The sequence below is a fragment of the Lysinibacillus fusiformis genome (genome assembly GCF_016925635.1).
GTDB classification, from domain to species: Bacteria; Bacillota; Bacilli; order Bacillales_A; family Planococcaceae; genus Lysinibacillus; species Lysinibacillus fusiformis_F.
This window is the reverse complement of sequence record NZ_CP070490.1, coordinates 4356530-4380860: the sequence shown is the minus strand read 5'-3', so window position 1 is coordinate 4380860 and position 24331 is coordinate 4356530. Positions and strand designations below refer to the sequence as shown.

Genomic DNA, 24331 nt, shown 5'->3' with positions numbered 1-24331 from the left:
TTTAGCACCTGTTTCTTAATAGTAATTACTTCTTCAAATAGCTGTTTTATTCTTCTTAATAATCAAAACAAAAATTTCGATTATGACAACTAAAATAAGAGAAATACCGAAGAGTGGCATAATAATGCCTAGCAAAATCATGAAAATACAAAATGGAATAGATATTTCTTTTGGCATAGGTGGTGCAGAAATCATCCCTTTTTGTCTACGTAATAACCATGTTTTAAAGCCAAGATAAATTAAATATAAAAACGCAAGACAAATCAATAGATTGATTATTTTATTTGGCCAACCAAATAGATGCCCTTCATGAAGTGGGATACCCCATGTAAACCATTTTCCTAAAATACCATATTCATCGTATCCGACTGATGAGATAAGTGAGCCAGTGTATTGGTCAAAATAATTAGTTATTTCTTCATTTGGATTTACATCCAGTCCTGTTATACCTGTGTTTGACCCCTTAGCAACAGTAAAAACGCCTTCTTCCGAACTAGGTAAAATAATAGAGTATGGTTTAGAAATATTTTCACTTTCCACATGCTTCATCAAATCGCCGACTGACATCGCATATTCATTTGAATAATCAACAACACCATGAGCTCCTCCATGACCTGAATGATCTTGGGTAGTAGAAGTTGGCGTTTCATTTTTGCGAGTAGCCCATGGAATTTCATTAATATCAGATGTTGGTGGATTTTGTTGCAATTCTGGAATCCCAATGGACGGATTTTGTTGTGCTGCTGTATAAATAAAATTCCCCATAAATGCTGACCATGGCAATCCTGTGAAAATAATTGCAATCATAGGTATGGTAATAATCACACCGAGGATACTGTGCCATCTACGTGACCGAATACGAGATGTTTCTGTTTGCGCTTTCTTCCATATTTTCTTTCTAAATGTCATGTATAAACCTGAGAGTAATAAGAAGATAGCCCAGCATGCAGCTAGTTCTACTAAGTAGTTTACGAATGTCCCACCTATAAATAGAGAGCTATGGAGATTTCGCATAATATTTGAAAATGTGTAATTTGCATCCTGACTATCGACTACCTGATAATTATCATCTAAAAAGACATACTTTTGTTCGCCTTCACTGTTGGTCAGTGTTAAGCGCGTATTATAAGGTTCGTTTAAAACAATTACTTTACTAACAGTATAGTCACTAAATTTTGCCTTTGCTTGCTCAATTCCTTCATCAATAGTAATGCTTGTTGTTTCTTTACTATCACCAAAGAAAGCATCAGAATAGAGCTTGTTCTCTACATCTGTGTAGAATAAGTAGCCTATTCCACTGATTGTTAAAGTAAGCAAGAGGGGAGTAATAAATAATCCAGCAAAAAAATGCCATCGCCAAAATCGATTGTATAAGTTCTTCATAAAGCCTCCTAAAAATAGATAATTTCACTTACATGAATACTATACATTTGAAATGTGAAATATAGATGATATTTTTGAGGAGAATTTATGTTTAAATAAAAGAAATATATTATTTTAAGGGAAATAGTACTTTTAGATAAACTAAATATTAACTATTATATAGTCGCTAATCCCTTTTTAGATTTTGTAAAAGTGAGATTGTCCTGAATATTGTATACCAGTAAAAATAGACATAAATTGAAAAAACGTTTCATCTAAAGTAAATAGGCGTGTTCTAACTCAATTTTGTAGTTTTGTTCTAAGAGAGGGTAGATGCTTATGTAAAGGTTATAAGCGGAGTTTTCTACACATTGATAGACGAAAAAAAACTTCTTACCCTTTATTTTTGCCAACTTAGACAAAATACATTTCTAAATCATAAACCATCGATTAAATTGAAGTATGAAAAGTAAATGAAGCGAGGGATGGGCAATATGATAAATGTAAAAAGATCATTGTTTGGCATAATCATTGTTGTCGGAATTGTATTTTGCGTATTTGTCATTATAAATAGGCCAATATCAAAAGCGGCAGTTTCTGAAGAAATTAAAACACGTTTAACAAAAATAGTTGAAAAAGATGAAACATTGTCTAGTGCATTATTAACAATTTACTCCAACAAGACAGGTTATTTCGAACAGTTTGCAGTAGGAACTAAAAATCAATATTCGGAACTACCTGTGCAAATCGATAGTCCTTATCATTCAGCCAGTATTGGAAAAACCATATGTGCTACAGTGTTTGGCATATTAGCTGACGAGGGTAAAATCAACTTAAACGATAAAATCAGTTCTTGGCTAGATGATGATATTCTTAAGGGATTATTTGTCGTAGATGGCACGGATTATAGTGATCAGGTAACATTGAAACATTTACTTAGTCATACATCAGGAATTGGCGATTATTTTGAAGGTCCAGTAAAAAGCGGGAAGCCTATGCTGGAAATCATTTCATCCAATCCAGATCTTTTATTTACACCAGAAGAATTGATTGCATTTACTAGAGAAAACCAGATTCCAGTGGGGAAGCCAGGACAACAATTTTATTATTCAGATACAGGATATATCTTACTTGGATTTATTCTAGAAGCTATCGAGGAAAAACCTTACTCAGCAATCTTAGAAGATAGGATATTTCAGCCATTGGGCATGACTGAGAGTTACTTCATGTTCTATAATGATAAGCCTACTGATATCATTGGAATTTATATGAATGAAATTGACTTTAGCAACAAAAACGCTTTATCCATAGACTGGGCAGGAGGCGGTGTGGTTACCACTATGAATGACCTCTTAACATTCATGATGGCATTAGAAAATGGAACCATTCTTTCTGATGATGTTTATAGTCAAATGACTGACTTTTCAAACATCTATACAAAGGGTATTTATTATGGAATGGGTATGATGTATTTTGATTTTAGCGAGTTATCTTTACTGTTAAAATTAAGCTCAATGACAGATGTTTATGGCGGTGTAGGAGCTACAGGAACTTATATGTTATATGATAAAGAAAAGGATACTTATTTTATAGCTAATTTTGGATCACTTGATTATGGAGAAAAAGGCTTAGAAGAATTAGTTAAAATAAGAATGATTTACGATAGAATGAATATAGATTAAATACGTCTTAAGTTGTTATTAGGAGACATACGATGGTTCAATTATTGTGTTCAAATAAAGTTTATGAAAAATTAAAAAAAGAACTATCCAAGTACCAAATTGAAATCAAGCCAGATAGTAGTTTAGTACTCGTAGAAAAAGGATATGACATACCAGACGGAAAGTTGAGTGTCGTATTTGATGGCATTGATTACATGAATGTGATAAAACTATTAACTACGGGCATTCGAGAAGACCTGCATTTTATAAATACTATTGTAGGTTTTAGAGATAATAAATTTGAAGTAATAGAACCTATAGATGTTTTTTATCTAGAAGCAGGTCCCAATGGTATTACGGCATTTACTGAGTTTAATCGGTACAGTATAAAAGAAACCTTACAATATTATGAAAACGTGTGGGGTATAAAAGGATTTATACGAATTAATAAATCACAACTCGTTAATTTGCTGCATGTGAAAGAAATTATCCCCTGGTTTAACTCCAGATATGTATTGAGAATGGAAAATCACACTGAACTGGAAGTATCGAAAATGTTCTCAAAAAAGCTTAGAAGTACGTTAAAAATATAGGAGATCAATTATGGAGAAAATTCATTTAGAAAATATCATAAAGTCAATTATTCTTGGTCTCTTCATTGGAATTATACTACAGTTTTCTGATAATACGAACATAAAATTTTCGTATAGAGTTTTAGCGATATTAGCCAGTGGATGTGTAGGGTTCTTTATTGGCTTAGTGACAGAATGGCTAACAGCAATATTACCAATTAGCATGGCAAATGCCCGAACCTACTTCTTCATAAACAATTTGATTGCATTAATTGTGACTACAGTGATTATGATGTCTTTAATTATTATCACAAATAGCGAAATGGTGAAAAAGGGAGAATTCATCTCGGTCTTATTGATTGTGCTTGGCATTATATGTTTAGCAAACCTAAGTGATTATATGATGTATCGGCGTGCCCAAAATAAATTGAGAAAATTCAAAGCAATGATTAAAGATACTAAGTATTAGCTCCAAAAATAGTGATGGATGGTGCGAGCTGGTAACCGAAATGTTTTTTGCTGTAACAGATATTTTCACCGTTTAACTACAAGATAAGTAGGAACGTTTTTTAAAGGAGCATCATTTACAAATAAGAATGATGCTCTTTAATTTTGTATAAATCACTTATGAGTTAGGATTAATTGTTTGACAATCATTCAGGTATTTAGCTTAGCGTGCTTTTTCAATAAACTTCCGATGGTTTTGCATGCTTTTTAACTCTAAACTAACTCATTATATTTAGCTACAGTAGTCAATTATATCAGCCTAAAACCTAAACCACTTTCAACCAAAAGAATAAACTAGTAGAAAAATTATTATTGTGTTGATAGAGGTGACTGAAATGGAGCAAGATTCATTGTTCTTAAAAGGGCTAACTGGTGAAGTAGTAACCGTAAAAGATCCTAACTACAATGAAGCAAGACAAGAATGGAATCGTGCCAATCAAAAGTTTCCATTGATCATTGTCTATTGTGAAAGAAGACAAGATGTTGTGAATGCCATACATTGGGCACGTAAACATTGTGTGGGTATCCGCATTAGGTCTGGAGGACATCATTATGAAGGCTATTCTAATGGTGATTTCGTGCTTGTAATTGATATTAGTAGATTGAATACGCTGAAACTAGATAAGAAAACACACATATTAGAGGTGGAAGCTGGAGCAAAAAACACAGATGTGTATGATTTTGTTGGCTCCAATGGATATGTTTTTCCTGGTGGAACTTGCCCCACTGTCGGAGTATCTGGCTTTACACTCGGGGGTGGATGGGGATTCTCCAGTCGACTTTATGGGTTGGGGTGTGATAGTTTACTAGAACTAGAATTAGTAGATTACGAGGGAAGGATTATTAAGGCAAATAAAAATTGTAACGCTGATCTTTTCTGGGCTTGTCGAGGTGCAGGTGGAGGTAACTTTGGAGTGGTTATTAGCATGACTTTTCAGTTACCAAAACCAACACAACGTTCTGTCACATTCATTAGATTCTATTATGTAAATACAACAATGGCTAAGCAAATAGATGTCATGAATATTTGGCAAAATTGGTTGCCTAAATTGGATAAACGAATGACTTTAGTTACAAGCTTTTATAACGCTGAAAATGAAGGGTTAGGAATTTTCGGAACTGGTTTCTTTTATGGTCCAGCCAAATTAGCAAAAAAGATTTTACAACCTTTTGCAGAAATTAAAGGGTTTCGATTGAACTTAGAAGAATCTTCCTTTCTAGAAGCAGTGAAAAAGGTAGAGGCAACCTATCCACCTTTCGAAAAATTTAAATCCACTGGTAGGTTTGTACAAAGAAACTATACAGTAGAAGAGCTTAAAAATATTGGAACTAGTGTCCAAAGTCCTCCGGATGGTTCTGTATATGCTGCTATTTCTTTTTATGCACTAGGAGGAGAAATCAAAAACATTGATAAAGAAGAAACGGCTTTTTACTATAGAGATGCTAAATATATAATGGGTGTCCAGTCTGTATGGATAGAGGATAAGTATGCAAGAGATAATCAGGAGTGGGTTCGTGAGCGTTTTGAAATGATTAAAAATATGACAAAAGGTTCTTATGTGAATTTTCCTATAAATGAGCTTGAAAATTATGATAAGGAATACTTTGGAGGCAATGCACAGAGGTTAAAACGAGTAAACCAAAAGTATGATCCGTTTAATGTATTTAGGTTTCCACAGGGGTTAAAATGAAATTAAATTGAAATAGGAATGATCACTATATAAGAGATAATTTACGGCTATACTATAAAAGTTCTGTAAATCTTCGTTACAAATTAATTAAATAAAAGTACTTGTCTAAAATATTATGAAGCTTTAAAATCCTCATGCAAAGAAGGCGGGTTTATTGCAATGGCATGGGTAGTAGACGCAATCAAGCCCGACTCCTCGCCAAATAATTTTAGTTTACATAATATAAGTAAATTGGTCACAACTTACTGGTTATCGGATGCTCCTCATAATTGATCGCTCAAAAGGTTATTCGTATAAATAATAGTATTTAATCTAGACATGTCCAATATACATATCTAATTGATAATTATTGAGTAACAATAGAGTAGTCCCACAATCAGGCCATTGAAAAAGACTAAAAGTTACTTTCCTCTCTGCAAGGAAAGTGACTTTTTAGTTTGTTTTAAATGAATAACGATCTTCAATATTCGGGTACTGTTTTTGCACTACATGGATAGCTAACTAGGCGGAACAATGGAATTAAAATAAAAATTGCCAAATTCCATTTTAGTATCGAGGAATTACGATTTTTATCATTAGAATTATTTTTCTTAACATTGTAATTCCGCATTTTCTTAAACTACATCAAGTTGTTTGTGTAACATATCACTTAAAAAAGTGCAAAATACCTCCTGAAGCTACCCGTCCTAGATTAGAACGGGTTAGCTCAACTGAGATTATAACATTAGCTATATTATCACTTTATATTACTTCATCTGGTGGTTGTGTCTTTCTCCAGCCATAAAACTGCATAACGTCTTTTGATCATATAAATCATTTCAATTCCCACCTTTCATGTTTTTTAATTAACAAGATTAATATTGACGAATACGAAGATAATCGTCTATTTTTTTTCGGTTCTCTTCAAAGATTTTTTTCACATATTCATCATGAAGAGCTTTCTCAAGAGAAATCTCACGTTTTGTAATAGTTATCGTGAGCGCAAAAATGTTTAATATCATTTATTATCACCTCCTTAAATGGCCATAAAAAAACCGTAGAGAGACTCCCCTACGGTGAAAAAGGCACAAAAATACCGCAGGGGGACACTTCTCCCTGCGGTATGGGTATGCTTATTTACAAAAAAATCTTAAGCGGTCCATTCCGATGTGGTCGAATGTGTGATTTTCATTTTTACTGAAGTTGTAGCTACCAATGACACCAATTTAACGATAACGATCATTTTATTCGACCTCCTTAAGAATTTTTTTGATTACTTAGTAAGTATAACTAACTTTACGTTGTTTGTAAACATCTTTTACTAAGCTTTCCTAATTATTGAAGTGTGAAGCGTTATGAATGCTGCGGTACATAGGGAAATAACCCGGGGTATGGCTACAAAATGAAAAAGTATTAGCAGATCACATTGAGTAGGGTATCCCAGACATAAATATGAATACTAAAGAAAATTGCAATTATTGGTGGTGACCATTCGGCTATTAATACCTTGTTAGCACTTCCGGAATTACAAGTAGAGAATTCTGCAACAAAGCTAGTGTGGATTATGCATAAAAAGTCTGTAGAAGAAGCCTATGGCAGCGAAGAAAAAGATGCTTTGGCAGCACATGGCACACTCGATGTTTCACGGTTTAATATATTCAGGTAAAGTTGAAGTAATAACACCTTTCTATATCTCACAGGTAAAGAAAGAAGAGAACATCCATATTGTTGGTACTATAAACGGAGAACAAAAAGTATTAACAGGATTTGAAGAGCTTATTGTCAGTGTATTGTTAATTTTGATACTCTGAATTTTAATAATAAGTATTTTGAAAAAAAGATTTGATTATGATATTACAAAATCTAGTAGAGGATAGAAATGAAGCTGAAGTTCGGTTAATAATAAATATTGCGAATGAAGTATTTAATACGTATGAAAAAAAGAGAAATACTCAGGAAATTAATTATATTTGAGACTTCCATAATCTACTCAGTTAGAGAGGTATTTTTTTTATTATTTTAGTTGCATTTTGCAAGTAATTACGTTATAAATATTTTACATAGCGTTTTAATTGAAGGGAAATGTTAAGACAAAATGAGTATCTTGAACATATTTATTTTACATTAATACTTGCATAATACAAATAAAAAAGGGAGGAATAAAAATGAAAGATATACTAGAAACTATCGTAATAGGGGGAGGGCAGGCAGGGCTAGCATCAGGTTTTCATTTACAGAAAAAAGGTCTACGTTTTTTAATATTGGAGGCAAGTAATCAGATTGGGGGATCTTGGCCAAGATATTATGACAGTCTTAAATTGTTTTCTCCAGCAAGTGTTTCCTCTTTGCCTGGTATGAAGTTTCCTGGAACTCAGAATCGCTATCCGAAAAGAGATGAAGTTATTCAATATTTGCAGGAGTATAAAAATAAGTTTCAATTACCTGTTTTAATTAATCAGAGAGTAGATTTGATAGAGAAAAACAAACTAGGTTTTATTATTCGAACAGTCACAGGGGATATATTTCAAGCTAGAACAATCATAAACGCTACAGGCTCATTTAATAACCCTTTTATTCCTAAAATTAAAGGAAGAGAAGTTTTTCAAGGGAAAACTCTTCACTCTTCAGAGTATCAAAATACACTGCCATTTCATAACACAAGGGTAATTGTAATTGGCGGAGGAAATTCGGCTGTGCAGATTGCTGTTGAATTGTCTGAGGTGAGCAAAACCACTCTTTCAGTACGACAACCAATAAAATTTGTAAAACAACGTTTACTTGGACTGGATATACATTATTGGTTGAAAATAATTGGTTTTGATACCTTTCCTTTCTGGCGCTTTGGAAAAACGGCACCCAGATCAAATGCTGTGAATGATACAGGTGGATATAAAGATAGAATTAGTAAGGGGAATCCAGAACAACGTTTAATGTTTACTTCTTTCTATGAAGATGGAGTTATTTGGCCGGATGGAGAAAGGGAACCTGTAGATACCATTATCTATGCCACAGGATTCAGACCATATTTACCCTATATGAAATTACTCGGTGTATTGGATGGGGAAGGAATGCCTTTACAAAAGGCAGGTATTAGCAGTATCCCTGGATTGTATTTTGTGGGACTAGAAGGACAACGATCATTTGCATCTGCAACTTTAAGAGGAGTGGGAGAAGATGCCGAGTATGTGGTGAAAAAGTTACTTCATCACTTGAAAAGTAACTTTTGAAGTAAGGAAAACATCTTCAAAAAAAGTTAAATATATTTTAGTTGCATTTTGCAAGTAAATAATATATATATGTCTTTATAGGAGATGATTAAATGGAAAATAAACGTGAACTTTTTCAAGTATTAACTCAAAAGTTTGCTTTACTAAATAAAACATGTTGTTCTGTAGGATCAATTGACATCACACCAATACAGAGCCATATTCTATATGAGATAGACAAACAAAATAACCCATCTATGCAACAAATAGCAGAGGCAATAGGAATGGATATTACTACATTTAGTAGACAGATTCAATCTCTTATTAAGATGAATCTTGTCAAAAAAAATCCTCTACCATCAGATAAAAGAGTGTACATTTTGTCATTAACGGTGGAAGGGACATTTCTCGCTACTACAATTGATGAAATGATAAACAATTATTTAAATGAAGTTTTTTCGCATTTGAATGAGTTCGAAAAAGAAACTGTTTTACGTTCAATTGAACTTTTAAACAAAGCTATGGCTAAATCAAGCTTTTGTTGTATGCCTTCTTCATAATGCGTTAAAGGTTATAAGCAATTAATAATTTCATCTACCTGTAAAAAATAGTCCAATAAAAGATGTAATTGTAGTTTTATAAAAAATTTGATCATTGATAATAAAGTTTGATTAAAAATCCTGTGTTGATATGCAGGTTTTTTTTGTTCAATAAACGGGCCAGAATGTGGAATAACAAACTTTTATAAAATGTCTACCAAACGACGCTTTGGGAATGATATACTTTAATCAATAATATGGTAAATTCAGTTATAAAATGTAATTTTAATACAAATGAAAACAATGTGGGAGGCAATATGTTTATAATTAGAACAGTTATTTTTTGGCTGGTTATAACAATTAGTATTAATGCATATTTAATGACATTACCTATACCTGTTTTACGCAAAAGAGATTATCCACCTAATTATCTTATTCAACAAAATAATCGAATTGATTTACAAAAAAATACAGAATGTGCAGCGTTTTCAACAGCGTATCTACTACGTCATTTCGGTATAGAAGCTGAGGGAGAATCGTTATATACACATTTTCCTTGTAAAACAAGAGCAGGTAATGTATATCCAAAGGGAATTCGTAAAATATTAAGAGAAAAAGGCTTTAAAACAAGCTATTATAAAGGTGATATACATTCATTAAAGTACGAAGTTAGTAAAGGAACTCCTGTAATTGTTTTTATTAAAGTACAGAAGGGGCTTAATAATTTGCATTTTGTCCCCGTTGTAGGCTACGACAAAGAGTATATTTATCTTTCAGAATCGTTAGGGCATTTGGTGAATTGTGATGATGACAATAAAAAATATAATCGAAAAGTTCCAATTAAGGAATTTCAGAAATTGTGGAATGTAAAGAAAATCCATATGCCTATTTCTAGCAATACTTACATTTCTGTAGATATTTCGCAGCATTAATCTCAATGACGAAGAAATTTAAACTGTCTAGTTGTGCTAGCAAGAACCAAATATACCAAAAAAAGATTATATATTCTATTTTTGTTAAACGGGTGCTTTAGTGTAGTGCCACAAGGATTTATAACGTATCTAATACAAACCTCAATAACGTTCCCAAATGAAAGTTTTGAGAGAGACCGAAACCTAAAGAAGATAAGGTTTTACTACTTGATAGACAACATGATCATTTCAAAGGGTTTATTCCACCTGGTGGAAAAGTTGAATTTCCTGAAAGTATTTTGGAAAATGCAATTAGAGAAGTAAAAGAAGAAACGGGTTTAGAAGTAAGTAACCTTATTTTTAAAGGTCTCTATGAATATGTAAATCCAGTTGCTATGGATAGATATATGATTTTTAACTACATCACAAAAAAAATTCCTACAAAAGATATATCTTTATCCAAAGAGCACCTTAACTATAAATGGTTATGTTTTGAAGAGGCAGTAATACTTTTGAAATGGGGTAGCAATAAAACGGCGTTATGGGAATTGAACAAAAGGTTATTAAATCAGATTAACACTGAACAAAGTTGATGAAAGAAATTATTTAAGCTAAGGTGCTAAGAACAAGGAGTTGCAAAGGCAGCTCATTTTATTGAATTAACGAAGCATAGTATTGAATACCATCTTTTTATGACTTTTCGGGAAATAAAAACGAATTCACTCAGAAAACAAGCCTGCTCAAACTAACGCATAAGCAGGCTTGTTTTTAATTTAATTGATAGGTTATAAAGATTTCAATTTACTGTTGTTTTATTCTATTGACTCTAGATAACGATAAAGCGTTGATTTACTAATACCTGTTTCATTCTTAATATCCAATAATGTGTTTCCAGACTGATACATCTCAATTGCCTTTTTTATATTTTCATCTGATTTCTTAGGTCGCCCAATTGATTTTCCTTTTGCTTTTGCTTCAGCCATTCCTAAAGTAGTTGATTGCTTTACGATATCACTTTGAAATGTTAAAAAGAATTGTAAAACTTGCTCAAGTGGCATTTCAAGAATTTGTGTGGACGTAATATTTTCCTCCATAAAGTGAATAGTTACCTGATCTCTTTTACAAATTTTTAGTAGGTCTTCTAAATGCCTAGTTGTATCCGCGATGCTAAAGAAACGAAGTACCTGAATGGTATCGTCTTTTTCTATTGTCATGAGTAATTCTTCAAGCGCTAATCGCTTTTTCGCACGACCATGATTTTCAGTAAATAGATGGTCACAATTCTTTAAAGCAACAGTTTGAATTTGCATATCCTCATCATTATATAAGGGTCGTTGATAACCGTAAATCATATAATTTCACTCCATTTCAGTTCCGTAAAGGTTCCTTTTTGGGAAAAGAATGCTATGATATTCAAAGATTATATTTTAGTAAAGAAGGAGAATATCATGCAAAGTTTAAAGCAACAATGGTTTGGTAATGTGCGTGGTGACATCTTATCAGGGATGGTCGTCGCCTTAGCGCTTATACCTGAAGCAATTGCCTTTTCTATCATTGCTGGTGTCGATCCAATGGTCGGACTTTATGCGTCCTTTTCTATTGCTGTTATTATAGCATTTGTTGGGGGAAGACCGGGAATGATTTCTGCCGCAACAGGAGCAATGGCACTCGTGATTGCAGATTTGGTGGCAGACCATGGGTTACAATATTTATTAGCAGCAACCATTTTAACAGGAATTATTCAAGTTTTATTTGGTGTATTTGGAATTGCTAAGCTCATGCGTTTTATACCAAATTCGGTCATGATTGGCTTTGTTAATGCACTAGCAATCTTAATTTTCATGGCTCAAGTACCACACTTTTTTCGAGAAGGGTATGTAACGTATATATTCATCGTGGTCACATTATGTATCGTATACATTTTACCTCGATTCATTAAAGCAATACCTGCACCGTTAATTGCGATTATTATGTTAACGGCTGTAACATTCATTTTTAATTTTGAACTAAAAACGATAGGAGATCTAGGTGCAATTTCACAGAGCTTACCGCATTTTTTCATTCCAGACGTACCATTTAATTTTGAAACGTTAGTAATTATTTTCCCTTACGCACTAGCATTAGCGCTTGTTGGGTTAATGGAATCACTAATGACCGCACAAATTGTTGATGATATGACGGATACAAAATCCAATAAAAATATTGAGGCACGTGGACAAGGAATTGCAAACATCGTTAACGGTTTCTTTGGTGGTATGGCGGGATGTGCAATGATCGGACAATCGATGATTAACGTAAAATCAGGTGGTCGAGGACGCCTATCAACACTTGTGGCTGGGATGTTCCTAATGTTCTTAATCCTGGTACTTGGCAACATCGTGGTTGATATTCCAATGCCAGTACTTGTAGGAATTATGATCATGGTAAGTATTGGTACATTTGATTGGGGATCGTTTAAATATATTGTCAAAGCACCTAAAAGTGAGGCATTCGTTATGCTTGCAACCGTAGCTGTAGTTGTCTATACAGATAACTTGGCGATTGGAGTTGTATTAGGAGTAATTTTAAGTTCTTTATTCTTTGTTGCAACGATTTCAAAGGTACGAATACATCAAGATAACGGTACATTTATTGTAGAAGGTCCTTTATTCTTTGCGTCTACACAAAAATTTGTCCAAACACTTGAAGCAGTTAAGGCTGATATCGTTACAATCGACTTAACAAGTAGCCATTTATGGGATGAATCAGCAGTTGGTGCAGTCGTAAAAGTCGTCACGAAGTTAGAAGAGCAGGGGAAAACAGTGAAAGTCATTGGCATGAACCCAGCGAGTGAAAAATTATATAACCAATTATTAAATGTAAGTGTATCACATTAAGGGGGATATATATGTATAAACATATTTTATTGGCTGTTGATGGTTCTGAGAATTCAATGCGTGCCGCAAAAGAGGCAGTCAAAATTGCTTCTGAGAATTCACTGATTGAAATGGTGTATGTGGCAGATTTTGAAAAGGCGAAAACAGAAGTGTTACATGCTGTATCTAGTGAAAGTTTATTATTAGAACGTAAACGAAAGGTAGCACCAGTAGAAGAAGTTTTAAGAGTTGCTGGTAGTAACTTCAAATTAATGATTTTACATGGTACACCTGGTCATATAATTGTGACGTACGCAAATGAAAAGCAAGTTGATCTTGTTATCATTGGTAGCAGAGGCTTAAATACTTTACAAGAGATGGTGTTAGGAAGTGTCAGCCACAAAGTGATGAAACATGTTCATTGCCCAGCGTTAATAGTGAAATAGCAAGGTTTAATGAAGCATGTAAAATGGAAATACTTTGGAAAGGTTTAACTTGAGTATGAAAAATTCACAGGTAGCCTTTGTAGTTTTATAAAAAAATTGATCATTTATAATCAAGTTTGTTTAAACATCCTGTGTCGATATGCAGGATTTTTTTGTTCAACAAATGGGGCAGTCTAGTACAAAAATTTTTATGATATTATAAGAAATATGTGCAATTTGAGACTAAGGATGATTAAATTTGCTGAAGAATTATTAGATTAAGACTTCGTGAAAACATGGGTGAATACCTGTTTTAACAGGAAAATCTAGTTGAATGGTGTTTAAAAATTCTTAATTGAAGCAACTATTATCAATTGTTGTACCATGACTCTAAGCAAACTTGATATCATACAAACGAATCCAGGGATATAGCCCAATTACATTGTTTGCTGTTACTCAACTATTGGGCAAGTACCGTAATAGAATGTAGAAATGGTGGAGGAAAAAAATGAACAAAACTGAGAGGCAGCTTGCAATCACGCTTGAATTACAGCGAAGTAAAACATTGAGAGCAGAAGATTTAGCTTCTCAATTTGAGACAAGTGTGCGTACCATATATAGGGATATTCAAACTCTAAGTGAGGCTGGGGTTCCCATTTTAGGCGCCCCTGGTCAGGGATATTCCTTAATGGAAGGATATTTTCTACCCCCGGTTAGGTTCACAGCCGAAGAGGCCGTCTCCCTGCTCATGGGAGCTGATTTTATCGAGCAAAGGTTGGATACAGATTATGGTATTAATGCAAAGTCCGCTAAACGCAAAATCGAGGCTACTTTGTCGGAGTCAGTTCGTAACGAGTCAAGGCTTGTTCGGGAAACAATGCGACTGCTTCATATAGGCGAGCAGTCAACTGAAGAGCGGGTAAAAACGTATCTTAATCAAGTTCGCGATGCAATTTTGAAACAGTGCAAAATCAGTTTTATGTATATTAAAAAAATGCCAGGAACAGATGGGAATCGGAAGCATAAACGTGTGGTCTCTCCATATGGATTAACACTTGTCCATGAAAATTGGGTTTTACTAGCATATTGTGATATGAGACAAGAAATGCGACATTTCCGCTTGTCCCGGATGTCCGAACTTTCTGTGTTGGAAGATCAATTTCTTCTACCAAATGATTTTGACCTTAGTAGCTATCGACCACCTGACAATCGAGATGAAAGAATAATAATGAGGGCAAACCCCGAAATTGCCGACAAAATCATTGAGGCAGTTAATTTTTATATTGCATCCATTGAGGAGCGGAATGAGGATGTAATCTTTCAATTTCGTGTTCGGTATCCAGAGGAACTATTACATCATTTACTCGGCTGGGGCGGAGATATCGAGGTGATTGAGCCGAAGTCTTTACGCTTCAAGATTCGGGAAGTAGCGAAAAAAATTTTAGAACACTACTGACATACACCTGTCAGTAGTGTTCTTTTATACTGTGACTATACCAAAATGAAGAGGAGCTGCTTAAAGGATGAAAAGTACAAAGGAAGTATTGAAGTCATTTGAACTTACAGTAGAAAGATATTTGGAAGAACTGACAAAACTCAATATGGATAAATTACATAGAAAGCTGAACGAAGAAGATTGGTCCATTGGACAGATGTATGTACATTTAATTCAATCAGCTTTCATGCATCAACATAATGTCGAGCAATGTTTAGCTGGTAGCGAATCGACATTGAACCCAACGAAGGAAAAAACTGAGCAGGGTAAGATTGTTTTTAAACTAGAACAATTTCCAGCTGTTCGTAATAAGGTCCCTGCTTCTCCGATGTATACTCCGCAACCACCAGAGAGCATGGAGCATTTGGTAGAAGGACTTAACAGTGTAGTGGAACAGATGAGGAATACGGAATCAGTTCTACTTCAAGCGCCTGTAAGTAACAAGATACTTCATCCGGCGTTCGGTGCTTTAAACGCGCAGGAATGGTTTATGTTGATTGAAATGCATTACAGACATCATTTTTTACAATTGGATCGGTTGAAAACGTGTTTAGCATTTGAAGAGTAGGGGGGATGCATCATGTCGAATAAAACAAGTCAGAAAAGCAGATATTGGATTGGCGTTGTATCCGCTTCTCATGTGAATTTAGCCATAGAAGGTGGTTTTGCACAATTGTGTCACGGTAAGGCAGCACCTTTGCGTAAAATGTCTCCAGGTGATTGGCTGATATACTATTCCCCTCGGACAGACATGTCCAAAGGGAAGCCAGTTCAAGCATTTACTGCTATTGGTCAGGTTACGGATAACGGTGCTTACAAACATCATGTGTCGGAGTCGTTTGTGCCATTTCGCAGAGATATGCGTTATATTCCTTGTCGAGAAGTTAAGATTGCATTGTTGTTAAACCAGCTCACTTTTACGCGTGGAAATCGCAATTGGGGATATCCATTTCGTAGAGGTCATTTTGAAATTGGAGCTGAAGATTTTATGACAATCGTTACTTCGATGTTAGATGGTGAGGAACAGGCGTTATCCGAGATATTAAAACACTGATTACATTTTGTGAACAATTTCACTTAAACTATAGTGTGCCTTAGTTAGAACAATCTTCAGCAATCGGGCGCGATTCTGTAATAAGGATCAGCGCTCGCTCTCATTTTAGGGCCAGATTGCGGAGTATCTTGTTAAGGTAATAAAATTTCTAGAATAATTTGTATCCTATGGAATGACTTGAAAAATTTGTTTTTATATAGTACAGTATGGTTAAAATTTAAATAACTGAACACGATGATGGGAAGTAGTAGCAAGCACGTTTTTTTTAGAGAGTCAGCGGTCGGTGGAAGCTGATAAAAGCACTTGTGAATCCGTCCTGGAGTTGCACAGTCGAAGTAATGTAAGTAGGCTGTTGCCGGCTGAAATGCCGTTATAAAATAAGTGGATTAGGCATATGCCTTAATCAATTAGGGTGGTAACGCGGGTAGCTCTCGTCCCTTTTTAGGGGTGGGGGCTTTTTTGTGTATATTTTTATTCAAAATGGAGCTATTTGAGTTTAGCTTACAACGCAATTACACCAAGACTTAAAGGATGCAACGATTCCCATCATTAAATTTACTGGAGGTATGACTATGTTAGATATTAAACGCATACGTGATAATTTCACGGAAATTAAAGAAATTCTATTAACACGTAATGAAGATTTAGGAAACTTAGATGATTTTGAAGATTTAGATGCAAAGCGTCGTGAGTTAATTGCTAAAACAGAAGAATTAAAGGCAGAGCGCAATAAAGTATCTGAACAGATTTCAATTATGAAGCGCAACAAGGAGAATGTAGATGAAATTATTGCTCGTATGCGTCAGGTTGGTGATGAAATTAAAGAGATAGATGTTCAACTAAATAATGTGGAAGAGCACTTTAAAGATATGATGATGCGCTTGCCAAATATTCCACACGAATCTGTACCAGTAGGCACAACAGAGGACGACAATATAGAAGAATATACCTGGGGCGAAATTCCAACATTTGATTTTGACATTAAAGCACACTGGGATCTTGCTACAGATTTGAAGATTGTTGACTTTGAACGAGGAGCAAAAGTAACAGGTAGCCGTTCTTATTCTACCGTGGTCTTGGAGCTCGCTTAGAACGAGCACTGATGACATTTATGATGGATTTACATGCAGAAGAGCATGGTTACGAGGAAATGCTACCACCTGTCATTGTTAATCGTGATAGCCTAACAGGTACAGGACAGCTTCCGAAGTTTGAGGAAGATGTATTCAAATTAGAGGAAACAGATTATTTCATGATTCCAACTGCAGAAGTACCAGTAACGAACTTCTATCGTGATGAGATTTTACCGGCTGAGGCTTTACCGCAAGGCTTTGCAGCGTATAGTGCATGCTTCCGTTCAGAAGCGGGATCTGCAGGTCGTGATACACGTGGTTTAATCCGTCAACACCAGTTCAACAAAGTAGAATTAGTTCGCTTTGTAAAACCAGAGGAATCATACGAACAATTAGAGCTATTAACAAATCATGCGGAAAAGGTATTACAATTACTAGGCTTACCTTATCGTAAGCTAAAAATGTGTACAGCTGATTTAGGTTTTACTGCAGCGAAGAAATATGATTTAGAAGTTTGGATTCCTGCACAAAACATGTACCGTGAAATTTCTTCTTGTTCTAACTTTGAAGATTTCCAAGCACGACGAGCAAATATCCGCTTCCGTCGTGAGCCAAATGCAAAACCAGAATATGTTCATACATTAAACGGTTCAGGTCTTGCCATTGGTCGTACAGTTGCCGCTATCCTAGAAAACTATCAACAAGCTGATGGAAGTGTAGTAATTCCTGAAGTTTTAAGACCATATATGGGTGGTAAAGAAGTAATTGCCCTAAATAACGGGTAAAAGCGATTTTAGATATCCTTTATTGTCTTGCCTTATAAAGATGTAGCGTAATTACGTGCTATAACAAACTAATGAATATTATGAATACATCATGCAATAGCTTATTCAATAATAGGGCGCATTTCTTTAATAAGTAGTTTAAGAGAAATAATGAGTAGATGAAGAAAGTAGGTAAGTAAATGATTCCATTAGTATATGACCAAGTTAATAAATGGGGCAAAGACGATGAATTCTTTGTAAAAATGTTAAAGAAATTAAATGTAAAAAAAATAGCTGATTTGGGTTGCGGAACAGGAAGATTGACCAACCACTTTGCTAAAGCTGGTTATCATATTATAGCTATTGACCCGAATGAAGAGGCAATCGAATATGCAAAAAATAAAGAGTATCAAGGGGAAGTGGCTTGGATTGTTGGTGATAGCTCAAACTTAAAAACCAATATGTTTGATGCTGTCATAATGACAGCAAATGTTGCGCAAGTATTTCTTACAGAGGAAAGTTGGAAGAACGTCATTTCAGATGCATATCGAGCTTTAAAATCTGGAGGACACTTTATTTTTGATACACGCAATCCATTAGCAAAAGCATGGGAACATTGGAAAAAGGATTTAACACCTGATGTTGCAGTGAATCAGGTGAGCGGGGAGCCACTTGAAATTTGGACTGAATACGAGGGGTTTGTAGAAGATGTTTTTACGTTTTATGAAACGGTGAAAAATACACGTACAGAAGAAGTAGTTATTCGTGAAAAAATGCAATTAAAATTCCGAACACAGGAAGAAATCTATGAATCTTTACAAAAGGCAGGCTTTTCACAAATTCAAGCTTATGGAGATTGGGAGTTTAAACAAGCAACTGCAGAAACAAAATCTTTTATTTTTCATGGGATAAAATAAATAGGGAGGTTCTTCGTAAACTTATCGAATTTGACAATTCCAGCATTTAAGTATCCTTATTCAACAATTAGGCGCGTTTGTTAAACAACATAGCTGGAAATTGATCAAACCTTTTTAAAAATCTCATATTTATTTAAAAGGAGTAACTCCATTTTGAATACTTTTTTCAAAATGGAGTTTTTGAAGTTGTTAAAATTCTTAAGTATGTTTTTAAGGGAGTTGAAAAAAGAAATTTTCAAATTGGGCAAATTTCTGTTGCAATTCAAAACATTAAATCATAATATAAGAATATAGTTATATACGGATTAATTCACCTTTGCTTAACGAGGTGACTTTATTTAAATTAATATATAAGCAAATGATTATATAAGGAGTGCAGCTAAATGGAAAACACACTAATTGAAAAACAACTAAAAGCAGCAGCTGATTTAAATCGCATTAAATTACTTGCATGTATGAAAAATGGGGAGGTATGTGTATGTGATTTTGTGGATGTGTTAGGAATTTCACAACCAGCCGTTAGTCAACATCTGCGAAAATTAAAGGAGGCAGGCATTATTACGGAACGAAAAGTAGGGACTTGGAAACATTACCGTTTAGTAGAGGATCAAACGCCACTGATGAAGGGCATTTTAGAACAAATTCAGCCTTTAAACGGGTGCAACTGTGATACAGATTGTTGCCATGTAGGGGGAACTGATAATGAATAATAATTCTTTAACCCAGCAGCTTTCTTTTCTAGATCGTTACCTTACCCTTTGGATATTCGTTGCGATGGGAATAGGTGTTGTATTAAGTATCACCATGCCTAATGTTGGTGAAGCTTTAGAGTCCATGTCTATTGGCACAACGTCCATACCAATTGCAATCGGGTTAATTGTCATGATGTATCCACCATTAGCGAAAGTAAAATATGAGGAAATGTGGCGGGTCTTTAAGGATTGGAAAGTGCTTTTACTATCGCTTTTTCAAAACTGGTTACTCGGACCGTTCTTAATGTTCTTTTTAGCCATCATCTTCCTGCATGATTACCCTGAATATATGGCAGGACTCATTATGATTGGTTTAGCTCGATGTATTGCAATGGTCATTGTATGGAATGATTTAGCGCGTGGAGACCGTGAATATGTAGCTGGTTTAGTTGCGTTTAACTCCATCTTTCAAATCGTGACGTATTCAATTTTTGCTTACTTTTTCTTAAATGTATTACCTGGTTGGTTTGGTTTAGAGAATTTCAATGTATCTATTTCTATGTGGGAGATTACAAAGAGCGTTCTAATTTACTTAGGGATACCATTTGCTGCAGGGTTCCTCACACGATGGATAGGCATTAAAGCAAAAGGGAAACAGTGGTATGAGGAAAAATTCTTGCCAAAAATTTCACCACTTACTTTAATTGCCCTGTTATTTACGATAGTGATGATGTTTGCCTTAAAGGGTGAGCAATTAGTAGAACTGCCACTTGATGTGGTACGAATTGCAATCCCATTATTTATTTACTTTGTCATTATGTTTGCTGTGTCATTCTTCTCTTCCCGTAAAGTAGGTGCATCTTATCCTGTCACAGCAGCCCTTTCTTTTACAGCTGCAAGTAACAATTTTGAGCTGGCGATTGCGGTAGCAGTTGGCGTGTTTGGCCTTCACAGTGGCGTGGCATTCGCTGCTGTTATTGGTCCACTTGTAGAAGTACCTGTTCTCATCGGACTTGTATGGGTTGCCCTACGTTGGCAGAAAAAATACTTTAAAACCATTAAATTATAAGGAGCAATTACTATGACAAATACACTTTATTTCTTATGTACAGGAAACTCATGTCGAAGTCAGATGGCTGAAGGATGGGCAAAGAAATTACTACCTACTAATTGGACAGTTAAAAGTGCGGGTATTGAAGCACATGGTGTAAACCCGAATGCTATAAAAGCGATGGCAGAGGTAGGCATCGATATTTCGAATCATACATCAGATGTAATTGATACTGAGACATTAAACAGTGCAACGTTAGTTGTCACGTTATGTGGGGATGCAGCTGATAAATGCCCAATGACACCTTCTCACGTTCGTCGGGAGCATTGGGGATTTGAAGATCCTGCGAAGGCGACAGGTACGGATGAAGAAAAGTGGGCTGTATTTCAAAATGTTCGTGATGCAATTGGTAAACGCATTGAACAATTTGTAGCTGAGGAGCTGTAATACTTCTATTAGAAATACTTCAATCCGTTGAATGGAGGATACAATCATGACAGTAAACCATGCTAGCGTATTAACTAAAAATTATTTTATCGCTTATTTAATGTTAATTATGAAAAGTAGAGAATACACATTGAATCAGGCTAATAAGTTTGCATTTGATTTCTTTTTTAAAGGAGATAGAGATCATTACGGCACTTCTACTTGGTTGCAATTTGAAAAGGGCTATAAAAGAAATTGAAATTGAAATGTGTAAATTACAAAGTTCAACGTCTAGCTAACTGCTAGGCGTAAAAAATACATTTTATATAAGTGAATGCTTATATAAAAAAGAGGAGAATTTAATGATGAAAACACTAAAAGTAATCAACCAAAATGGATCTTGTTGTACTACTAAGGATATTGAAGTACAGGAGAGTGTTAATAACCCCAATAAGAATTTACCGATTGTCATAATTGGTGCAGGTCCCATTGGATTAGCTACAGCTGCTCATTTAGTGGAACAAAAGCAAGCATTTATTTTACTTGAGGCTGGGCATGAAATAGCACACAATATTCGTACCTGGGGGCATGTTACATTATTTTCACCATGGCAATATAACATCAATAAAGCTGCTAAATCATTATTAGAGGGGTCTGATTGGGTAGAACCTAACTTAGAAACAATACCTACCGGGCATGAGTTAATTGATCTTTATTTAAAACCCTTGGCAGAATTAAAACAAATAAAACCAAGTATCCGATTGAACTCAAAAGTAGTAGGTATTTCACGACAATTAAATGATAAAATGAAATCAAAAAATCGATTCAATCAGTCCTTTAATATTTATGTTGAAAAAGAGGATGACATCGATATTATTGAGGCAAAAGCAGTTATTGATGCAACAGGAACATGGGGAAATCCAAACCCAGCAAATTCTACAGGTGTATGGCTCCAAAATGAAAAAGCATTAGCAGATCACATTGAGTATGGTATCCCAGAAATTAATACGAATACTAAAAGATATGCTAATAAGAAAATTGCAGTTATTGGTGGTGGCCATTCAGCGATCAATACCTTATTAGCTTTGGCTGAATTACAGAGAGAAAACCCTTCAACAAAGCTAGTATGGATTATGCGTAAAGGAACTGTAGAAGAAGCCTATGGTGGAGAAGAAAAAGATGCATTAGCAGCACGTGGCGCACTCGGTGTTCGCATTCACGAATTAGTAGATACAGGTAAGGTTGAAGTAATAACTCCTTTCTATATCTCACAGGTGAAGAAAGAAGAGAACATCCATATTGTTGGTACTATAAACGGAGAACAAAAAGTATTAACAGGATTTGAAGAGCTTATTGTCAATGCGGGAAATAGACCAGACCTATCAATTAACAGCGAATTACGCCTTTCGATTGACTCAGCAACTGAAAGTGTGCATGCATTAGCGCCACTAATTGATCCAAATGTTCATAGTTGTGGCACAGTAAGGGCGCATGGTGAAGAAATACTACGTCAACCTGAAAAGGACTTCTATATTGTCGGAGCTAAAAGTTATGGACGTGCACCCACATTTTTAATGGCAACAGTCTATGAACAGGTTCGTTCCATAACAGCTTATTTATCAGGAGATGAAGAAGCGTCGAAACGTGTGGAATTAGAATTACCAGAAACAGGCGTATGTAGTATTAATCTTGTCAATCAATCAAATACATGTTGTTAAAAATTTGACTGTTAGCGCAAGCTAGCAGTCCTTTTTAAAATACTAAGGGGGAAATGGGATGGACACACTAATTATTCGTAAAATGGAAAATAAGGATTTACAAGAGGTATTAAATATTTATAAAGAGGGAATCGAAACAGGAATGGCAACCTTTGAAACAATTGTGCCTAGTGAACAGGTATGGGATGAAAGACATCATGCGGCCTTGCGCTTTGTTGCAGAAGAACACAATAGAGTAGTTGGTTGGATTAGTATTTCCCCTGTCTCTACACGCGCTGTTTATTCTGGAGTGGGAGAAGTTAGTGTTTATCTATCAAGTGATTATAAAGGCAAGGGTATTGCTTCAAGGCTTTTTAAATTACTAATAGAAACGAGTGAAAAGGAGGGGTTTTGGACACTCCAATCATCCATCTTTGCGATCAATTCATCAAGTATCCAATTACATAAAAAGATGGGCTTTAGAATTGTTGGTACAAGAGAAAAAATTGCTCAGTTACATGGGAAATGGCATGATACAGTTTTAATGGAAAGAAGATTAAACATATAGTACGCGCTCCCTGCTATGCTCACGAAATTCTATACTAGGAAGTTTCTCGATATAATTTTAATAAGATTTATATTCACCATTTTTTACAGTGGCTTCAATTATGCATTGGATTGGTAAACCTAATTTCTTCTAATCAACTTGTCTTACACGTTCCGTTACTGATGGGTAGGACAGATGTACCCTTCTTTCAAGCTCGCTCATTTATAAACGGCTGTTATTATGGAGTTCATCTAGAATTTTTTATCAATATCATCTTTTTTCATTTTTAAAGTTTATCTTCCAAAAATCATCAATTTTAAAAAGGATGGATGAATTTAATGATTTATTTATCTTGTTTTTATAATTAATAACAAGGGGGAACTTACATTCCAAGAATTGTGGAATTTAATTTCAGAAAAACCTTTTCAACGACTATGGGGGCATAATAAAGATGGTAATGGTAAGATGGTAATAGTTGAAATTATTTGAAATATCTATCTAATGTTATATTATAAGAAAACTCAAAAAGCTAAGGATTTCGAGGGTGCTAGAGAACTTCAAAGATATAAATTTGGACTTCAATACAAGCAAAGCAAGATCAAATTCAAACGAATGAGGTTTCCACATTTTCAGAAAATACTTTAGATATTTCTTTTGCAAATGGTCTAAAACTTCACTTAAATCATGACATGACAGGATGGAACTATAATTCTAGTGGTGCACCAACATTTGGAGGTATCCAAACAGCGATAAACGATAATAATCCTGTTGGAGCAGTATGGTTATTACTTAGTGGAGAAAACTACCATTGGAGACTAATACATGGTTATGATACTGAAGGCGGAAATTAGGTAGGTTATAAAGATCCAAACGGTGGACAATATAATACATCTACTAATTATGTAAG

23 protein-coding genes, 3 pseudogenes and 1 other annotated feature are annotated in these 24331 nt (G+C 34.8%); of the genes and pseudogenes, 22 read left to right on the top strand and 4 right to left on the bottom strand.

Features of this window, described 5'->3' with window-relative positions; genetic code table 11:
• Nucleotides 1–33: 33 nt before the first annotated feature.
• Complete coding sequence (locus JTI58_RS21535; protein WP_205443612.1) at nucleotides 34–1383, bottom strand: PepSY-associated TM helix domain-containing protein; 1350 nt, start codon at nucleotides 1381–1383, stop codon at nucleotides 34–36.
• A 473-nt stretch (nucleotides 1384–1856) separates the two neighbouring features.
• On the opposite strand from JTI58_RS21535, the gene JTI58_RS21530 reads away from it, so the two are divergent.
• From JTI58_RS21530 to JTI58_RS21515, 4 genes are all read left to right on the top strand, one after another.
• Nucleotides 1857–3044: a serine hydrolase domain-containing protein gene (locus JTI58_RS21530; protein WP_205443610.1), complete on the top strand. Its 1188-nt coding sequence runs from the start codon at nucleotides 1857–1859 to the stop codon at nucleotides 3042–3044.
• A 32-nt stretch (nucleotides 3045–3076) separates the two neighbouring features.
• Complete coding sequence (locus tag JTI58_RS21525) at nucleotides 3077–3616, top strand: LytTR family DNA-binding domain-containing protein (protein ID WP_205443609.1); 540 nt, start codon at nucleotides 3077–3079, stop codon at nucleotides 3614–3616.
• Nucleotides 3617–3626: 10 nt separating this feature from the next.
• Nucleotides 3627–4064, top strand: a complete 438-nt coding sequence (locus JTI58_RS21520) for a hypothetical protein (protein WP_205443608.1) — start codon at nucleotides 3627–3629, stop codon at nucleotides 4062–4064.
• A gap of 373 nt (nucleotides 4065–4437) precedes the next feature.
• Nucleotides 4438–5793 (top strand): FAD-binding oxidoreductase, encoded by a 1356-nt coding sequence (locus JTI58_RS21515; RefSeq protein WP_205443607.1) that lies wholly within the window; start codon nucleotides 4438–4440, stop codon nucleotides 5791–5793.
• 854 nt (nucleotides 5794–6647) lie between these two features.
• Here JTI58_RS21515 and JTI58_RS21510 read toward each other — a convergent pair.
• Nucleotides 6648–6794 (bottom strand): YrzI family small protein, encoded by a 147-nt coding sequence (locus JTI58_RS21510; RefSeq protein WP_205443605.1) that lies wholly within the window; start codon nucleotides 6792–6794, stop codon nucleotides 6648–6650.
• A 570-nt stretch (nucleotides 6795–7364) separates the two neighbouring features.
• On the opposite strand from JTI58_RS21510, the gene JTI58_RS24940 reads away from it, so the two are divergent.
• The 5 genes and pseudogenes from JTI58_RS24940 to JTI58_RS21485 all read left to right on the top strand — a co-directional run.
• On the top strand, nucleotides 7365–7583 hold the full coding sequence (locus JTI58_RS24940; RefSeq protein WP_243456188.1) for a hypothetical protein: 219 nt from the start codon (nucleotides 7365–7367) through the stop codon (nucleotides 7581–7583).
• A gap of 354 nt (nucleotides 7584–7937) precedes the next feature.
• Nucleotides 7938–8999, top strand: coding sequence for a flavin-containing monooxygenase (locus JTI58_RS21500; RefSeq protein WP_205443604.1), 1062 nt, complete (start codon nucleotides 7938–7940; stop codon nucleotides 8997–8999).
• A gap of 92 nt (nucleotides 9000–9091) precedes the next feature.
• A complete protein-coding gene (locus JTI58_RS21495) occupies nucleotides 9092–9538 on the top strand; it encodes a MarR family winged helix-turn-helix transcriptional regulator (protein ID WP_205443603.1) in 447 nt (148 codons plus the stop codon).
• A gap of 296 nt (nucleotides 9539–9834) precedes the next feature.
• Nucleotides 9835–10449: a cysteine peptidase family C39 domain-containing protein gene (locus tag JTI58_RS21490; RefSeq protein WP_205443601.1), complete on the top strand. Its 615-nt coding sequence runs from the start codon at nucleotides 9835–9837 to the stop codon at nucleotides 10447–10449.
• A 200-nt stretch (nucleotides 10450–10649) separates the two neighbouring features.
• Nucleotides 10650–11021, top strand: a pseudogene (locus tag JTI58_RS21485) (NUDIX domain-containing protein); the annotation flags it as partial.
• A 219-nt stretch (nucleotides 11022–11240) separates the two neighbouring features.
• Here JTI58_RS21485 and JTI58_RS21480 read toward each other — a convergent pair.
• Nucleotides 11241–11780: a recombinase family protein gene (locus JTI58_RS21480; RefSeq protein WP_205443600.1), complete on the bottom strand. Its 540-nt coding sequence runs from the start codon at nucleotides 11778–11780 to the stop codon at nucleotides 11241–11243.
• Between the two features lie 93 nt (nucleotides 11781–11873).
• Between JTI58_RS21480 and JTI58_RS21475 the strand changes: the two genes are divergently transcribed.
• From JTI58_RS21475 to JTI58_RS21415, 13 genes and pseudogenes are all read left to right on the top strand, one after another.
• Nucleotides 11874–13304 (top strand): SulP family inorganic anion transporter, encoded by a 1431-nt coding sequence (locus JTI58_RS21475; protein ID WP_205447507.1) that lies wholly within the window; start codon nucleotides 11874–11876, stop codon nucleotides 13302–13304.
• An 11-nt stretch (nucleotides 13305–13315) separates the two neighbouring features.
• Nucleotides 13316–13729 (top strand): universal stress protein, encoded by a 414-nt coding sequence (locus tag JTI58_RS21470; RefSeq protein ID WP_205443598.1) that lies wholly within the window; start codon nucleotides 13316–13318, stop codon nucleotides 13727–13729.
• A 487-nt stretch (nucleotides 13730–14216) separates the two neighbouring features.
• Nucleotides 14217–15164: a helix-turn-helix transcriptional regulator gene (locus JTI58_RS21465; RefSeq protein ID WP_205443597.1), complete on the top strand. Its 948-nt coding sequence runs from the start codon at nucleotides 14217–14219 to the stop codon at nucleotides 15162–15164.
• Between the two features lie 67 nt (nucleotides 15165–15231).
• The gene (locus tag JTI58_RS21460; RefSeq protein ID WP_205443595.1) at nucleotides 15232–15771 is read left to right on the top strand and encodes a DinB family protein; all 540 of its coding nucleotides are present in this window, start codon (nucleotides 15232–15234) and stop codon (nucleotides 15769–15771) included.
• 12 nt (nucleotides 15772–15783) lie between these two features.
• A complete protein-coding gene (locus JTI58_RS21455; protein WP_205443594.1) occupies nucleotides 15784–16257 on the top strand; it encodes an EVE domain-containing protein in 474 nt (157 codons plus the stop codon).
• A 225-nt stretch (nucleotides 16258–16482) separates the two neighbouring features.
• Nucleotides 16483–16699: a binding site (T-box leader), on the top strand.
• 130 nt (nucleotides 16700–16829) lie between these two features.
• Nucleotides 16830–18115: pseudogene (serS, locus tag JTI58_RS21450) on the top strand (serine--tRNA ligase).
• A 179-nt stretch (nucleotides 18116–18294) separates the two neighbouring features.
• On the top strand, nucleotides 18295–19011 hold the full coding sequence (locus tag JTI58_RS21445; RefSeq protein ID WP_004230369.1) for a class I SAM-dependent methyltransferase: 717 nt from the start codon (nucleotides 18295–18297) through the stop codon (nucleotides 19009–19011).
• 383 nt (nucleotides 19012–19394) lie between these two features.
• Nucleotides 19395–19721 carry an ArsR/SmtB family transcription factor gene (locus tag JTI58_RS21440; protein WP_205443593.1) on the top strand — a complete coding sequence of 109 codons (327 nt, stop codon included), beginning with the start codon at nucleotides 19395–19397 and terminating at the stop codon, nucleotides 19719–19721.
• Nucleotides 19714–20772: an ACR3 family arsenite efflux transporter gene (arsB, locus tag JTI58_RS21435; RefSeq protein WP_205443592.1), complete on the top strand. Its 1059-nt coding sequence runs from the start codon at nucleotides 19714–19716 to the stop codon at nucleotides 20770–20772. The genes JTI58_RS21440 and arsB overlap by 8 nt, the downstream gene beginning before the upstream one ends.
• Before the next feature lie 12 nt (nucleotides 20773–20784).
• Entirely contained in the window at nucleotides 20785–21201 is a 417-nt protein-coding gene (gene arsC / locus JTI58_RS21430) for an arsenate reductase (thioredoxin) (RefSeq protein ID WP_205443591.1), read from the top strand.
• 46 nt (nucleotides 21202–21247) lie between these two features.
• Entirely contained in the window at nucleotides 21248–21439 is a 192-nt protein-coding gene (locus JTI58_RS21425; RefSeq protein WP_205443590.1) for a hypothetical protein, read from the top strand.
• Nucleotides 21440–21545: 106 nt separating this feature from the next.
• On the top strand, nucleotides 21546–22898 hold the full coding sequence (locus tag JTI58_RS21420) for an NAD(P)-binding domain-containing protein (protein WP_205447506.1): 1353 nt from the start codon (nucleotides 21546–21548) through the stop codon (nucleotides 22896–22898).
• 58 nt (nucleotides 22899–22956) lie between these two features.
• The gene (locus JTI58_RS21415; protein WP_205443589.1) at nucleotides 22957–23445 is read left to right on the top strand and encodes a GNAT family N-acetyltransferase; all 489 of its coding nucleotides are present in this window, start codon (nucleotides 22957–22959) and stop codon (nucleotides 23443–23445) included.
• On the opposite strand, the pseudogene JTI58_RS24935 reads toward JTI58_RS21415, so the two are convergent.
• Nucleotides 23430–23708 (bottom strand): annotated as a pseudogene (locus JTI58_RS24935) (AsnC family transcriptional regulator); the annotation flags it as partial. The gene JTI58_RS21415 and the pseudogene JTI58_RS24935 overlap by 16 nt on opposite strands.
• Nucleotides 23709–24331 lie beyond the last annotated feature (623 nt).